Genomic DNA, 13,786 nt, shown 5'->3' on the forward strand with positions numbered 1-13,786 from the left:
TCACCATAAAAAATCTATACAAAGCGCAGTTAACGAGATACATCGAGTGCATCGCGCAACGCATCGCCAATATAGTTGAATAAAACAACAGTAATAAAAATGGCAAGCCCTGGATAGATCAATAGCCACGGTGCCGTTTGTAGGAAATCTCGGGAACTTAATAAGATTGTGCCCCACTCTGGATCTGGCGGTTGTACACCGATACCGATAAGCGAGAAACTAGCTACTAAGATAATAACGTCTCCGAGATGTTGAATGATTACAATCAATAGGGGTGGCAGCACATTTGGCAAAATGTATCGCCACAGGATGCGCAGATTTGATGCGCCCGACATGCGAGCGAAGGTAATGTACTCCGCGTGGCGTTCAATCTGTACAAGACCACGTGTAATGCGCGCATATTCCGCCCATTTTGTAATACACAAGGAAATAATGACATTCGGAATGGTAGGTCCCATGATACCGATGAACGCGATGGCAATTACCATATTCGGAAATCCTAACACCAAATCAATCAAGCGAGACAGCCAGCGGTCAATACGAGGCGTAGAAAATCCTGCTACCCCACCAATAACGATGCCGATAGCACCGCTGATACCAATGATGATGAAAGCAATTCCTAATGATGCTTTACCGCCATAAAGGATGCGAGACCACACATCACGGCCCAGCTGATCAGTGCCTAATAAGTGCGTGCTACTAATATCTTGCAATCGGTCTGCCACATTCGTAGCCTCTGGATTAAATGGAGCTATGTATGGAGCACAGAGGAATAGTAAAATCCATAAAGTTGCTAAGACTAACATAATGTATAAGATGTACGGCTTTTGTCTATTCATAAGAGCCTCCTTGTATAGCGGCCCTTCGCTTAGGGTTTTGCCAATAACTCAATACATCAATGATGATATTGATAATAATGAACACCAATGTAATCCAAATGATATAGCCCTGCATCAATACAAAGTCTCGCGCCATAATGCCTTGTACCATCATGTACCCAATACCCTTGATGGCGAATACTGTTTCAATAACAGCAGAGCCACCAAGCATAGCGCCCATCGTTACGCCCATCATAGGTAATAACATCAGTCCTACATGAGGGAATATATATCGAGTAAATACCATCCACTCTGGTAAGCCTAATGCACGCGCCCCTTGAACGAAGGGACGCCTGGATATCTCTAAAATAGCATTACGCAAGCGACGGATATATAGTCCACATAGCCATAGAGCTAATGTAACAGCTGGCAATATATAAGCAGAGAAACCATTTGTGTTCGTTACTGATACAATCTGTAATTTAACGCCAAATAAGTAGAGCAACAATAACCCCACCCAGAAGCTAGGAATCGCTAAGGCTAGAAACGTCAATAATCGTACACCATGATCCACCCATGAATCCTTGTACTTGGCGGACAGCATCCCTAGTGGAATGGTCACTACAATTCCCATGACAAGTGCTAGTGATACGAGGCCCAATGTATTAGGCAAGGCCCCCGATAACAATGTGATTACCGGCATTGAATACAGGATCGATTCCCCAAAATCACCCCGTACAATTTGTCCAAGCCAACGCACATACTGTTGCCACCACGGATCATTGAGACCTAATTGTTCTCTTAATTGAGCCACCAACACCGGATCAGGCGTGGCACCCACGAGATTAAATTTCATTGCCACCGGGTCGATAGGAGATAATTTTATCAATACAAATGTACCAATAGTAACTACCAATAAAATACCTACAATACTCGCCAAACGCTGTAGTATTAATCGATACAATCCATCACCTACCTCCTTTATCACTAAGAAACTATATACCTTTATTGTAGCAATAATATGCACATCCATGTATACCCATCCAGGTATATTATAACTATTCTCATTATGAAAGTTTCACATAACGAAAAAACAGCCCCTCATACGAGGAGCTGTTTATATAAAACCCTTACATTTCATGCGAGTACTGCACTGTAGATCGCATGCCATTCCATCAAGAATAGTTTGTATCAGGCTGTATTATTTCATATGTGATTTTGGTGCAACTGTATTAGCAATGATCGCTTTTGCCATATCGCGATTGACAGGACGTTCAAAGTACATCGCGTGGTTTTGACCATCTTTTGTCCAACCAGCGAAGTATACCATTTTTTCGCCACCTTTGAAAGTAACCTTTGTACCATTTACCTTTTCTGTAGCTGTAACGCGATAATCGTTATAATGACCACTGATATCACCTTTTGTAGTACCTACGCGATATACAATACGTTTGCCTGCTGCTTGATTGCGAGTAGAATCTTCACCAGCTTGGTAAACATACACAACTTGCAAAACATCTTTATTGATTGTGCTTACAGACTCAATATTATAACCTACAGGTAATACTTTAGGTAGATGAGGCATAATATTCATGTATTTAGCAGCTTCATCAATAGTGGCGAATTCATGAATTGGGCTTGGCATGCCAACCATAGACGCTGCCTGTTCTGCAACTACAGGTTTAGCTGGATCTGGTTTTACATCTAAAGTACCTTGCGCACCAGCAACGCCATAAGAACCTACGCACGCACAAGCCACAGCCAACAATACAAATTTTTTAATCATGGGTATAATCTCCTTTCCCGCAACATAAAAATTATTAAAAACACATTTATTTTGTATGTGATTTTTCCTCAACAATATTACGGATAATAGCCTTCGCCACATCTCGTGTAACGGGGCGATAAAAATCTAAAAAATGATTTTGTCCATCTTTCATCCACGATGCAAGATAAACCATTTTGTCACTGCCTTTGAAAGTAACCTTTGTACCATCTACACTTTCAGTTTCTATAACCTTATGAATTTTATGGTCACCACTGATATCACCAGTTAACTTAGATGAACGATATATAATATATGCACCTCCATCTTGATTATAACATGGATCCGCACCAGATTTGTAGACATACACAACTTGTAATATATCTTTTTCTAAAGTGATGACAGATTGAATATTAAAGCCTACAGGTAACAACTTTGGCATCTGTGGTGTAATATTCATATACTCCGCCGCTTCTTTAACTGTGGTGAACACATGTACAGGACTCGGCATAATAAAATTTGGTTCCCTAGGTTCAACTGAGATTCCACCAGTCATAGGCACAGAACGATCCCCAACAGATGGCTCGTGAGCACTAGTAATGCTATAGGAACCAATAGCTGCACATGCTAAAGAAGCCACTAGTAATGTCTTTATTTTTGTTGACATAACAACAATCTCCAAAAACAAGTTTTGTAAAATTATATTTATTAAAATATACTTAATATGTATATCCTAAATGATGTAGGATTTCAAGTAATAAATGCTACCTATATCATTTTAACAAGCTTAGTATTTAGCCTATTATTTCTTATGTACCATAAAGCCTGCCGCTTGTTGGTTCGCCATGATGGTTACATCAGAGATTTGCAAGCGTTTAGGTTGGTTCGTTACATATAGTACTACATCGGCTACGTCTTCTGGTTGGATTGCATCAATACCAGCGTAGACAGATTTAGCTCGTTCCGCATCACCGTGGAATCGTACTTCACTGAATGGAGTTTCTACGATGCCTGGTTGAATGGTAGTAACCTTAATATCTGTAGCTATGGTATCCATGCGGATGCCATCGCTTAATGTCTTAACAGCTGCCTTTGTAGCACAGTACACAGCGCCGCCTGGGTACGCATAAATCCCAGCAGTAGAGCCCATGTTCACAATATGACCACTATTTTGAGCCATCATGAACGTCAATACAGCCTTAGTCACATAAAGAAGGCCTAATACATTCGTATTAATCATTGTGACTGCATCTTCTACGGTACTATCTTGAAATGGATCGAGTCCCTGTGCCAGACCTGCATTATTTACAAGTACATCAATGCCACCAAAAGCTTCTATAGCTGGTTTTACCTTAGCATCTACATCTTCACGTTTGCTCACATCAAGTACAAGCGTATCCACACGAATGCCATATTGTTGCTCAAAATCTTCCTTAATCGCCGCCAAGCGGTCTGCACGACGACCAGCAATCAATACATTATCTCCATCTTGAGCGAAAGCACGAGCACACTCAAGGCCGATACCAGAAGTAGCACCTGTAACGAAAATTTTGCGGTTCATATGTATTCCTCCTTCTATTTAACAGTGATGACAGGGGCGGAAAAAAGACACGCTATCGCGCAAGCGGGACCCGAAGTCTTTTTTCCGCCCCTATCATCACAAGCTTTAAATACATAGGTCCTGAATTACATAATGAAACGCAAAGATTTTCATTGCTAAACAAAGAAAAGGAAGTAATTCAGGACCTCTATCAGATTGTGTCCTCTCTACGGTAAGGCCAAAGTCGGTTTTGGAAGCCCATCAGGACCTGTTTTAAATACGTTATCCTTATTTCCCGCAAAGATTTTTGTTACGGGGAAAGGGAAAGTTGTAATTCAGGGCCTCAATTATAATTTATGTTTAGTGGATCCTTCTTTTGGATTTGTATCGATTGTTTTACCAAGTTCGGTTTCATTTATATCTTGGATTTCATAGCCCCAGCGTTTTAGCATGGTTTGTTGTTCTTGTTTTAGGAAATCGAAGAATTGAATGCGATGTTGCTCGGGGCTTTCATAATATCCAATTAAAGCGGTCCGATATTCTACTTCGCAAGATTTCGTTATCGTAATTGGGCATAATCCATTCTGAATAAGGTTTCCATTCATCATGAGCAGAGCGGTTCGTTTATTGCCATCGCCAAAGAACTGGTTCCGAGCCATCTCGGCATATAATAGAAGCGATTGTTCCAACGGATTATCCTCTAGCTCTTGGCACCTAGCTATTAATTCGTTCCAACAGGAATTTAAATCCAAAGGATTAGGCGGTGTATAACTTGTACCACCTATAGCTACTGGTGCATTGCGAAATCCACCAAATCCTAGGCGGTTCTCACTTTCAGAAACTAACTTATTATATTCGATAGCCACTAACTTATTAATCTGAAATCGTTTTAACCGCAAATCCTCTATCAAGGCTTGCCAGCCACGATTAATATTATCTATTTGTCGAGTTTCACTCACACTGAGCCCCGCCACAGAAGTACCACACACAATCGTCTCAACCTGCGGATACGTCGCCGTGTTTCCCTCCATCTGTGCCATATCAAACACAAACTGAGCCCGCAACTTCTCAGCGATAAACAATGCCAAATCAAAACCTACATAACCATTACTATCAGCAGTCACAACATCACCTCCCTACGTCCATTCAACTATGATATGTATAACACCATTTTACCATATTTCTACTTATATTATTTCAACGAATATGTCGGTGCTAAGTTAAGAGGAAACATAAAAAGATTGGGCCTATGGCTATATCAACTGTAGAAGAAAGAAAGGACCCCTTTCGAAAAACGACTTTGGCCCTGCGGAGGCCGCAGGCCGGAGTCAGACCCGGCCGGTGGAGTTTTTCGGAAGGGGTCCTTTCTACTACGGCAATTAAGCTAAGGGCCCAATCTTTTTATGTTCTATTTTAAATGCGCCAACATATCGTTGAGAACTTCCATACAATCCCCAACAATCCCATAGTTCGCGTGTTGGAAGATTTCTGCATTTGGATCGTTGTTAATAGCCACAATTGTATCAGCACCGGAGATGCCACTCACGTGTTGGATTGCGCCAGAGATACCAAATGCCAAGTATAGTTTAGGGCTTACGGTTTTACCTGTTTGGCCTACTTGGTATGGCAATTCAATCCAACCTTTTTCAACGAGTGGACGGGTAGCGCCTACAACGCCGCCGATAGCATCAGCGAGTTCGTAGAGTTTATCAAAGTTTTCCTTTGAACCCATACCACGACCGCCAGCTACGATGATATCCGCTTCTTGGATATTATAACCAGACTTGCTGAATGGAATAAAATCTAGTCGTTTAGTGCGAATGTCTTCAGACTTGAGGTCAAATTGTTCAAGTTGGATACGGCCCCAACTGTCCGCAATGCGCTCAGGCTTTTTGAATACATTAGGACGAACAGAGCCCATTTGTGGACGATGGTTTGGCGAAATAATTTCAGCCAAGATATTACCACCTAAAGCAGGACGGGTCCATTCTACAAGGCCTTCTTCTGTATCTACGGTTAGGATAGTGCAATCTGCTACAACGCCATTTTGCATGCGACCAGACATGCGTGGTGCTAAGTCACGACCATTATTGGTAGCACCAATTAAAAGGATATTCGGTTTATGGTCTTCAAAGAAATCCGTCAATACCTTTGTATAGCCATCTGTTGTATAGTATTTCAAGAGGGAACTTTCAAAAACGTGAACAATATCGGCGCCATGAGCCACAAGTTCCTCTGCCTCAGCTTGTACGTTTTCACCGAGGAGCATGACTTGCACGAGCTGACCCAGTTCCTTGGCGATGCGGCGGGCTTGACCGATAAGTTCATACGTAACTGGATGCACTACATCATCGATGGTATCAGCTACGACAAAAACGTCTCTGTATTCATCAAAATTTGTCATTATCGGTCACCTCCTTCGGAAACAGCATCAGCTTTAGCGGCCTCTGCTGCAAATGTATTTGGATCTACCGCCTTAGGTTCGCTAGGCACCACGCTTTCAACAGACGCAGCTCGCTGTACTGGGTCATTTACGTCAATGCCCTCATCGTCTTGCGCCTCTACAACCGGTGTGTCATTTGGCACCAAAAGGTGTGCGAACTTTTCAGGCTTGATGTGGTACGCCAATTCAAGCACCTTTTTAGCGCCTTCGTCGACGGATGAAAGCATTTCTACCTTGCCACGAAGCGGTGGTTGGTATACCTTGCGTACCCGTGTTGGGGAACCGGTAAGGCCAATGCGGCTTTCATCAATATGAGGCATATCACGTAAGGTAATATGATTAATAGTATATCGTTTCGCGTAAATGGAGCTCCAAAGGCCAGGTTGACGTGGCTCGTTAAGTTCGGCTGTCGTCGTCACAAGCAATGGCAACGGAGCTTCAATCACTTCATAACCATTCTCGTGCTCCCGCTTTACAATCGCCTTTTGAGAGGCTTGGTCTACGGAAAATTCACAAGCATAGGTAGCTTGCGCCATACCGAGTTCCTCTGCGATTTGAGGACCCACCTGTGCTGTATCGCCATCGATAGCTTGTTTACCGCAGAAAATGAGTTGGAATTGACGGTTCATGGTTCGTTGAATATGACGAATAGCGGATGCAATCGTATAACTTGTAGCCAATGTATCGGCACCACCAAAGGCACGATCTGTTACGAGCACCGCATCATCAGCGCCTAACGCCAAGCATTGACGCAATGCCTCTTCAGCTTGTGGAGGACCCATTGTCACAACCGTAACGCGACTGCCTTCAATTTGGTCTTTCACAGTCAAAGCCGCCTCAAGCGCGTGCATGTCGTAAGGGTTTACAATACTAGGCAGACCTGTGCGGATGAGATTATTTGTTTCCGGATCTAGTTTAATTTCCGACGTATCCGGTACTTGTTTTATACAGACTAATAATTCCATGCACTCACCCCTGTCTAAACTCTACGCCCTTGGCGTTACGAGGATATTTCCAAGTCTTAACAACACTGTGTCCACATAATACGCGACATGTTCCACATTCGAGGCAGCCCGCAAAATCAAAGGCTAACTTGCCATCTTCTTGTAATGTATATAGTCCTGCAGGACAACCATTCACGAGCTTCATCGCCTCTTCGCGGCTTACGCTTTCACCATCAATAATGATGTGAGGACACGTTTCATCTACATAATATTTATTCGCGCCCAAACGCTCTTCTAATTTCATAGGGAACGCACCCCTTTCCATGCATCACGAATCAATCTAAATAGGCCTACATCCTTGACGCGGCGCAACAATTTTTTCATCAATGGCACCGCACCGTCACCATTTACGGTGAATACATCACGCATAAGATTGTTTACAAATGCAGGGTACTCATTAAAAATCCGCGGATTAGAGGCCAAGAATTTCGGCATATTTTTATACAATTTCATATCGCGACGCAACCAAGACGCCTTGATTTGTTTTTCGTACAATTTAGTAACGCGGTCCATATTTTCGTCGCGTAGCGCCACATTGACCGCCTCAGCCGCGCACATGCCGGACTCGATAGCCAGATCCATACCACGAATCGTGTACCCTAGATTCATACACATCCGCGCCGCATCGCCAACGACGATGTAACCCTTGCCGCCCAATTTTGGCATCGCTTTATAACCGCCTTCAGGCACAAGATGCGCGCTGTGTTCCTTTAATTGACCATTTTTCAAAAGCGGTGCAATTCTAGGATGACTGGTGAAAGCCTCCAACATTTCGTCAACTGATTTATCTGCCAAGCCGATATCCTCAAGGCCTACTACCATGCCTACGGAAAGGCTGTCCTTGTTCGTATATATAAAGCCGCCGCCTAGTAGACCATCTGTCATATCGCCCAACGTAAGCCATGCCATGCCTTCATCACTAGATAACATAAGGCGATTCTCGAGGTCCTCTTTTTTGAATTTATATACCTCTTTTACACCCACAGCCATCGTCTTAGGATCTGTAGGGTCAGTTAAACCAGCCTCTTCTAAGAGCACTGTGTTGGCCCCCTCTGCGATGATAACAAGCTTTGCATACACCTCATCGTCGTGACAACGTACACCTACAACGCGACGTTTTTTGCCTTCTCCTTCGGTGATGAGTTCCGTTACCTGTACATTAGAAACGAGCAAAGCCCCTTTCTTCTCAGCCTCTTCGGCCAGCCATTTATCGAATTTAGCACGCAACACAACATAGGATTCTTCATTTTCTTTCACATCTTGGTAACTATATTCGATGGTCGTCATCTCATTGCCAGCGCCGATGGAAATGCGTTCCTTCGTCACCTTTCTTTCAAGAGGCGCACGATCCCTAAAATCCGGTACCAATCTCTCTAGGGAGTGCGTATAAATACGGCCGCCCATCATATTCTTAGCACCTGGTGCCATCCCGCGCTCAATGACCAACACCTTCACACGCTGCTCCGCCAAACGTAACGCCGCTGCAGCACCCGCCGGCCCTGCCCCCACGACGATAACGTCAAATCTCTCATTTCGATCTATTGCCATATACTCAGCTCCTTTTTATGAAAGCCTAACTTACATAAGTCTATATATTATATATTCACGATACAGATTGAAAATACCTTTTTAACATACCACATGTACATGAAAATTTTATAAGAAAATAAAAAATGGGCTGGTCGAGACCAGCCCATCAAGTATGCTCCGAAAAGACATACCGCAATTAACATTATTATAAAATGTATCAGAAAACTAATCAAATACATTTTCACTATAAAACAGAAAATAGTATATAAAAATCATATAAGACTATAAAAACTTAGCCCTCTAACTATACTATTTCCGAAGTTGCTTATAAAATCAATTTGAAAGCCTGCGTGAAATGCGGGCCTTTCTCTTCTAGCACATAAAGTTTCTTGCGTGGAGGTATAGGCTTCTAAAAACGACTTTGCCCTGTTCTCTACACTTAAAGTTTTTGGAGAGGCAGTGAGGACTTTCAAAAGCTGACTTTGGCCCTGCGTAGCCCGAAGGGCGAAGTCAGACCCGGCCGGTGGAAGCTTTTGGAAGTCCCCACTGCCACCCCCATAAAAATTTATAAATTTTCCTAGCTTTCACATAAAAATTAGCGTATGATAAATGTAAGTAATATTCTCTATACGGAGCAAGACGCGTATATAATACGACCGCATAATGCAAGACCACGGTCAAAGTAAGGCACTCAACATTTTGGTATTTACCTCAAGGAGGCCATATGGATCCGCAAAGAATTCTGAAAGCATTATCCAATCCACATCGGTTAGATATTATATTGTGGCTAAAGCACCCAGAGCAAGAATTCGGTGTTCAAGTACACTCTAAAACTCTCATCGATTTTCCAAACAGCGTTAGCGTTAAGAGTATTCAAAAACGCTGTGGTGTATCGCAATCGTCTGTATCTACATTTATGACTATATTAGAGCGTGCAGGCCTTGTGGAATCGCGAAAAATTGACCAATACACCTATTATAGGCGCAATGAAACAGTTATCCGCGAGTTTGGCGAATGGTACAACAAAGAAGTATCCATCCAAACCGATAATATCGACAAATTATTGGAAACAGTAACCTTAGACGACACATCCTATCCATCAACAGAGGATAGTTCTATGCTAAATCAACAACAAAGCATAGGCATATCTACTAAGGGACTAGACTATGAAAAAGATAATACCTAAACACAACTCCCTATCATTACTTTATAGGGAACAATAAAGGAGCTATACTGCTAGAGGCTAACCTCAGCAATATAGCTCCTTTTACATTTATTTTTCTGTTCTATCGATTCTCGCTCTTACACGTTTTATTTATCGTTGCGCTTCATATGCTCTAAATAGTTTAGATAGCAATACAGGCGCTAGTTTTAAAAGATCTGGGTTTTCGCAGAAGGATACGCGAAGTTGTGTCTTACCAGGATTGTGTTCCCTATCGGCACCACTGTAGAATCCGTTTAGTGGAGCCATGAGCAATGTATAGTCATTGCCATCATCCAAGGTCACACGACCGTGTTCAGCACACCAAGCAGCAAATTCAACGCCGTCAAAGCCAGGTTTTGCTACATTGCGCACGTCGATAACGAAATAGATGGACGCTTCTGGATTAGAGATAATGAAATCTGGTTCTACCTCTTTGAATCCCTTGTGAAGTTCATAAATCATTTCGCGATAGTAATCACGTTGTTGCTCATACCAGTTATGAAGATCAGCGTGGCTTTCATGAGCCAAGGCACCAAAAATATATTGACCAAGCGTATTAGCACTGAGATTCGCCGTATATTCAGCAACAGATTTTTCATAGCACAACGCATTGTCTGTAATGATGGCGCCAATGCGAAGGCCACAAGCATTCCAAACCTTAGAGGCCGTTTCAAGACTGATACGACGACCTTCGATACCTGGTACATCCTTATTCGTCAATGTCCAAATACTAGATGTTTCCTTGCCTTTTTCATAGGCCAATTCACGATAGGCTTCGTCGGAAATAATCCATAAATTATATTTTACGCACAAAGATGCATATTCAATCAAAGTTTCCTTGCTGAATAGTTGACCAGTTGGATTGTCGTAAGGAATAATCAACAATGCCCCTGGTTTTGTTTCTATAATGCGTTTTTCCACGGTTTCAATGGATGGTAATTCAAATTCGCCATTCTCGTTCAGGCGTCGTTCTACGGTTACCGTTTTACGACCAATGCGATGACCTACCGCATCGTAGTTCGTGTAGGACGGATTGAACATCAATAGAGGACGTTCCTCTTCACCTGCACCGCCACAAACGCCAAGCATGATGATTTCCATCGCCATGGACGCACCATCTGTAACGAGTACATTAAGGCCTGTTGTATCGAAACCTTGGCTACGCAAAATATGCAAGAATGCTTCACGACATTCATCGGTACCCGTTGTTGGTACATAGGGTACGATACCTGTACTGAAAGGACTATTTGGTCCGCCTAGAGTAAATAGTCGGCGCTGCATGGCGGGATGCATAGGACGCATAACATTACCAATAGAACCGTTAACCAAAATAGGTGGGTTCTTTCGCTCTAAAAATTTAATTTGCCCCATGCGGATCCCCGACGGCTTGCGAGCCATCATATACGGGGATAAAACCGGTAGTTCCATACAGAATCCAACTCCTCTAAATAAACGCCTTACACAAAAATAAGGCTGTAATACGCATACATTGATATATATAGATACATTCTATTATAGTGCTTTTACAAGAGAAAATCTATAGTTTTATCATTGTAGCTTACAGCCTTATCAATTTTTATTCTTAACCAGCAAATTAGATAGTAACTTCAATACCTAAGCGGAAGTTGCGACCTTGACCTGGCCACCAATCACCTGCATGGCCATAGCGAACACTAGATTGTTCTGCATAATATGTATCAAATAAGTTATTAATTCGACCAAATACAGTCACATTTTCACGTACGCGATAGTTAGCACTGATATCAGTAATCCAATATGTTGTACGAGGGAAGATATTAGCCGCAGGACCTGGACGGTCGATGACACCGCGAATATCTAAATGAGCATCCCATTTAGCATCGTTGTAATCGAGACCTGCATTAACCGCATGTTTAGGAACATACCCATCGCGATTAGCTTTGCGCGTAGGCGTTGCATCGATATGTGTATACGTATAGCCAAGGCGAGCAGACAAATGTTTCGTCAATTGTTTACGGACATCTGCATTGATGCCATATGCTTTTTCTGTATCAAAATTGCGGTATTCACCTGAGAACGCTGCAGGGTTTGTCATTACCCAACCAATTTTATCTTTTGTACTGCGACTAAAGAAGCTGAGATTGCTGTTCCAAGTTTTACCGAATTTATGATGAACACCTAAGCTCCATTCATGACCTGTTTCAGGTTTCAAATTGCGGTTGCCATTTGTGCCATCAAAGAGTTGATATGGTGTAGGAGCCAAGAAGTATTCTTTATACGCTGCATATACATTCGTTTTAGCATTCACATCGTAGCCAACGCTAATGGATGGAGATGTATGTGTACCAAATGCAGAGTGATGGTCAACGCGAACACCTGGTATGACAGTCCATTTTGGAGCAACCTTCCACTCATCTTGTACGAAGTAAGATGTGTTCGTAAGTTTTACACCACCCATATTAAGCACCTTATCTTGACGCCAATCAATACCGCCAACTACGGTATGATCTTTTGCTTTATACGTCACTTGGTCACCAAACGCACGAGTCTTAATATCTGTTAAATAACCATCATATTTAGTTTTATAATGATTATCTAATACGTACAATTGATGGCTCCAACGTTTATTGATGTTATTATTCCAAACAGCACGGAAGGAATCACTTGCTTCTGTACCGTAACGAATGTGATTAAGGCGCCCCATATGGTCAGAATACATCGCATCACCACGATATGTATCATAGAATACCTTCACATCATTTTTGTCATTGATTTTGTTGCCTACCATGAAGGAACCAGTATGGCTATTAGCATGTTGTGGAATGCGCACCCCATGACCATCCTTGTAAGAACCAATGATGTCCTTTTGCAAGCCTACGCGCCAGTACCAATCGTTTTTGCTACCTTCATTGGTAATCGCGTATTGCTCAAGATTATTGCTGCCGCCCATCATGCGAAGCTTAGTTTGAACACCTTCCTCAGGTTTTGCAGTGATAACGTTAACTACGCCACCGATAGCGCCAGAACCATATAAGGTAGAACCGGCACCGCGTTGTACTTCAATGCGGTCGATGCTAGACATATCTTTCAAAATTGTCATCGGTGGATTCACGCCAGCCGCGCCCATATTGATGCCGTCCACTAAATATAGTACTTGGTCGGAACCATTGATACGAAACGCATTAGAATTCGTGTAACCTACGCCACCACCATACGTATTGATATCTACTCCCGGCACGATACGCATCGCTTCATTCATATTAGTTGCGTGACGTTCGCGGATATCATCGCCTGTGACTACACCTACGCTAGCTGGTACTTGTGAAAGCTGTTGTTCACTACGCGTTGCAGTAACGACAATGGTATGAGAATCTTGTGCATCAACAGCTAATACGCTAGGTGCACTAATTGTGCTACCAAATACAAGAGCTAATCCCACATATAGAGATAAACGTTGTTTCTTTGATACTTTCATAAAAACCTCCACACACATCAAACTATAA

13 protein-coding genes are annotated in these 13,786 nt (G+C 42.6%); 1 reads left to right on the top strand and 12 read right to left on the bottom strand.

Going from position 1 to position 13,786, the window contains the following annotated elements:
* Window positions 1-29 precede the first annotated feature (29 nt).
* The 10 genes from HMPREF1477_RS05845 to HMPREF1477_RS05890 all read right to left on the bottom strand — a co-directional run bounded on the left by HMPREF1477_RS05845 (window position 30) and on the right by HMPREF1477_RS05890 (window position 9,118).
* Entirely contained in the window at window positions 30-839 is an 810-nt protein-coding gene (locus HMPREF1477_RS05845) for an ABC transporter permease (protein WP_016476176.1), read from the bottom strand.
* The gene (locus tag HMPREF1477_RS05850) at window positions 832-1,782 is read right to left on the bottom strand and encodes an ABC transporter permease (protein ID WP_038148211.1); all 951 of its coding nucleotides are present in this window, start codon (window positions 1,780-1,782) and stop codon (window positions 832-834) included. Before HMPREF1477_RS05850 ends, HMPREF1477_RS05845 begins: the two co-directional genes overlap by 8 nt.
* Before the next feature lie 237 nt (window positions 1,783-2,019).
* Window positions 2,020-2,604 carry a hypothetical protein gene (locus tag HMPREF1477_RS05855; RefSeq protein WP_016476178.1) on the bottom strand — a complete coding sequence of 195 codons (585 nt, stop codon included), beginning with the start codon at window positions 2,602-2,604 and terminating at the stop codon, window positions 2,020-2,022.
* 46 nt (window positions 2,605-2,650) lie between these two features.
* Complete coding sequence (locus HMPREF1477_RS05860) at window positions 2,651-3,250, bottom strand: hypothetical protein (RefSeq protein WP_016476179.1); 600 nt, start codon at window positions 3,248-3,250, stop codon at window positions 2,651-2,653.
* A 135-nt stretch (window positions 3,251-3,385) separates the two neighbouring features.
* Window positions 3,386-4,144, bottom strand: coding sequence for an SDR family NAD(P)-dependent oxidoreductase (locus HMPREF1477_RS05865; RefSeq protein WP_016476180.1), 759 nt, complete (start codon window positions 4,142-4,144; stop codon window positions 3,386-3,388).
* A gap of 326 nt (window positions 4,145-4,470) precedes the next feature.
* On the bottom strand, window positions 4,471-5,247 hold the full coding sequence (locus HMPREF1477_RS05870; RefSeq protein WP_016476181.1) for a Fic family protein: 777 nt from the start codon (window positions 5,245-5,247) through the stop codon (window positions 4,471-4,473).
* A gap of 284 nt (window positions 5,248-5,531) precedes the next feature.
* The gene (locus HMPREF1477_RS05875; RefSeq protein WP_016476182.1) at window positions 5,532-6,527 is read right to left on the bottom strand and encodes an electron transfer flavoprotein subunit alpha/FixB family protein; all 996 of its coding nucleotides are present in this window, start codon (window positions 6,525-6,527) and stop codon (window positions 5,532-5,534) included.
* Entirely contained in the window at window positions 6,527-7,531 is a 1,005-nt protein-coding gene (locus tag HMPREF1477_RS05880; RefSeq protein ID WP_005376408.1) for an electron transfer flavoprotein subunit beta/FixA family protein, read from the bottom strand. The genes HMPREF1477_RS05875 and HMPREF1477_RS05880 overlap by 1 nt, the downstream gene beginning before the upstream one ends.
* Window positions 7,532-7,535: 4 nt before the next feature.
* A complete protein-coding gene (locus HMPREF1477_RS05885; RefSeq protein ID WP_005376445.1) occupies window positions 7,536-7,814 on the bottom strand; it encodes a ferredoxin family protein in 279 nt (92 codons plus the stop codon).
* The gene (locus HMPREF1477_RS05890) at window positions 7,811-9,118 is read right to left on the bottom strand and encodes an FAD-dependent oxidoreductase (protein ID WP_016476183.1); all 1,308 of its coding nucleotides are present in this window, start codon (window positions 9,116-9,118) and stop codon (window positions 7,811-7,813) included. Before HMPREF1477_RS05890 ends, HMPREF1477_RS05885 begins: the two co-directional genes overlap by 4 nt.
* 706 nt (window positions 9,119-9,824) lie before the next feature.
* Here HMPREF1477_RS05890 and HMPREF1477_RS05895 point away from each other — a divergent pair.
* Window positions 9,825-10,286: a helix-turn-helix transcriptional regulator gene (locus HMPREF1477_RS05895; RefSeq protein ID WP_016476184.1), complete on the top strand. Its 462-nt coding sequence runs from the start codon at window positions 9,825-9,827 to the stop codon at window positions 10,284-10,286.
* A gap of 129 nt (window positions 10,287-10,415) precedes the next feature.
* Here the strand turns inward: HMPREF1477_RS05895 and HMPREF1477_RS05900 are convergent, their stop codons facing one another.
* Together HMPREF1477_RS05900 and HMPREF1477_RS05905 are read right to left on the bottom strand one after the other, a co-directional pair.
* Window positions 10,416-11,732, bottom strand: a complete 1,317-nt coding sequence (locus tag HMPREF1477_RS05900; protein ID WP_005380091.1) for a pyridoxal phosphate-dependent aminotransferase — start codon at window positions 11,730-11,732, stop codon at window positions 10,416-10,418.
* A 166-nt stretch (window positions 11,733-11,898) separates the two neighbouring features.
* Entirely contained in the window at window positions 11,899-13,758 is a 1,860-nt protein-coding gene (locus tag HMPREF1477_RS05905; RefSeq protein WP_016476185.1) for a TonB-dependent siderophore receptor, read from the bottom strand.
* Window positions 13,759-13,786: the final 28 nt, after the last annotated feature.

Origin of the sequence: Veillonella sp. HPA0037, from assembly GCF_000411535.1 — a bacterium.
In the GTDB taxonomy this organism is placed as follows: domain Bacteria; phylum Bacillota; class Negativicutes; order Veillonellales; family Veillonellaceae; genus Veillonella; species Veillonella atypica.

Coding starts and splice junctions, on each gene's coding strand:
- HMPREF1477_RS05845 (WP_016476176.1), bottom strand. CDS start 839: ATGAATAGACAAAAGCCGTACATCTTATACATTATGTTAGTCTTAGCA.
- HMPREF1477_RS05855 (WP_016476178.1), bottom strand. CDS start 2,604: ATGATTAAAAAATTTGTATTGTTGGCTGTGGCTTGTGCGTGCGTAGGT.
- HMPREF1477_RS05860 (WP_016476179.1), bottom strand. CDS start 3,250: ATGTCAACAAAAATAAAGACATTACTAGTGGCTTCTTTAGCATGTGCA.
- HMPREF1477_RS05865 (WP_016476180.1), bottom strand. CDS start 4,144: ATGAACCGCAAAATTTTCGTTACAGGTGCTACTTCTGGTATCGGCCTT.
- HMPREF1477_RS05875 (WP_016476182.1), bottom strand. CDS start 6,527: ATGACAAATTTTGATGAATACAGAGACGTTTTTGTCGTAGCTGATACC.
- HMPREF1477_RS05880 (WP_005376408.1), bottom strand. CDS start 7,531: ATGGAATTATTAGTCTGTATAAAACAAGTACCGGATACGTCGGAAATT.
- HMPREF1477_RS05885 (WP_005376445.1), bottom strand. CDS start 7,814: ATGAAATTAGAAGAGCGTTTGGGCGCGAATAAATATTATGTAGATGAA.
- HMPREF1477_RS05890 (WP_016476183.1), bottom strand. CDS start 9,118: ATGGCAATAGATCGAAATGAGAGATTTGACGTTATCGTCGTGGGGGCA.
- HMPREF1477_RS05895 (WP_016476184.1), top strand. CDS start 9,825: ATGGATCCGCAAAGAATTCTGAAAGCATTATCCAATCCACATCGGTTA.
- HMPREF1477_RS05900 (WP_005380091.1), bottom strand. CDS start 11,732: ATGGAACTACCGGTTTTATCCCCGTATATGATGGCTCGCAAGCCGTCG.
- HMPREF1477_RS05905 (WP_016476185.1), bottom strand. CDS start 13,758: ATGAAAGTATCAAAGAAACAACGTTTATCTCTATATGTGGGATTAGCT.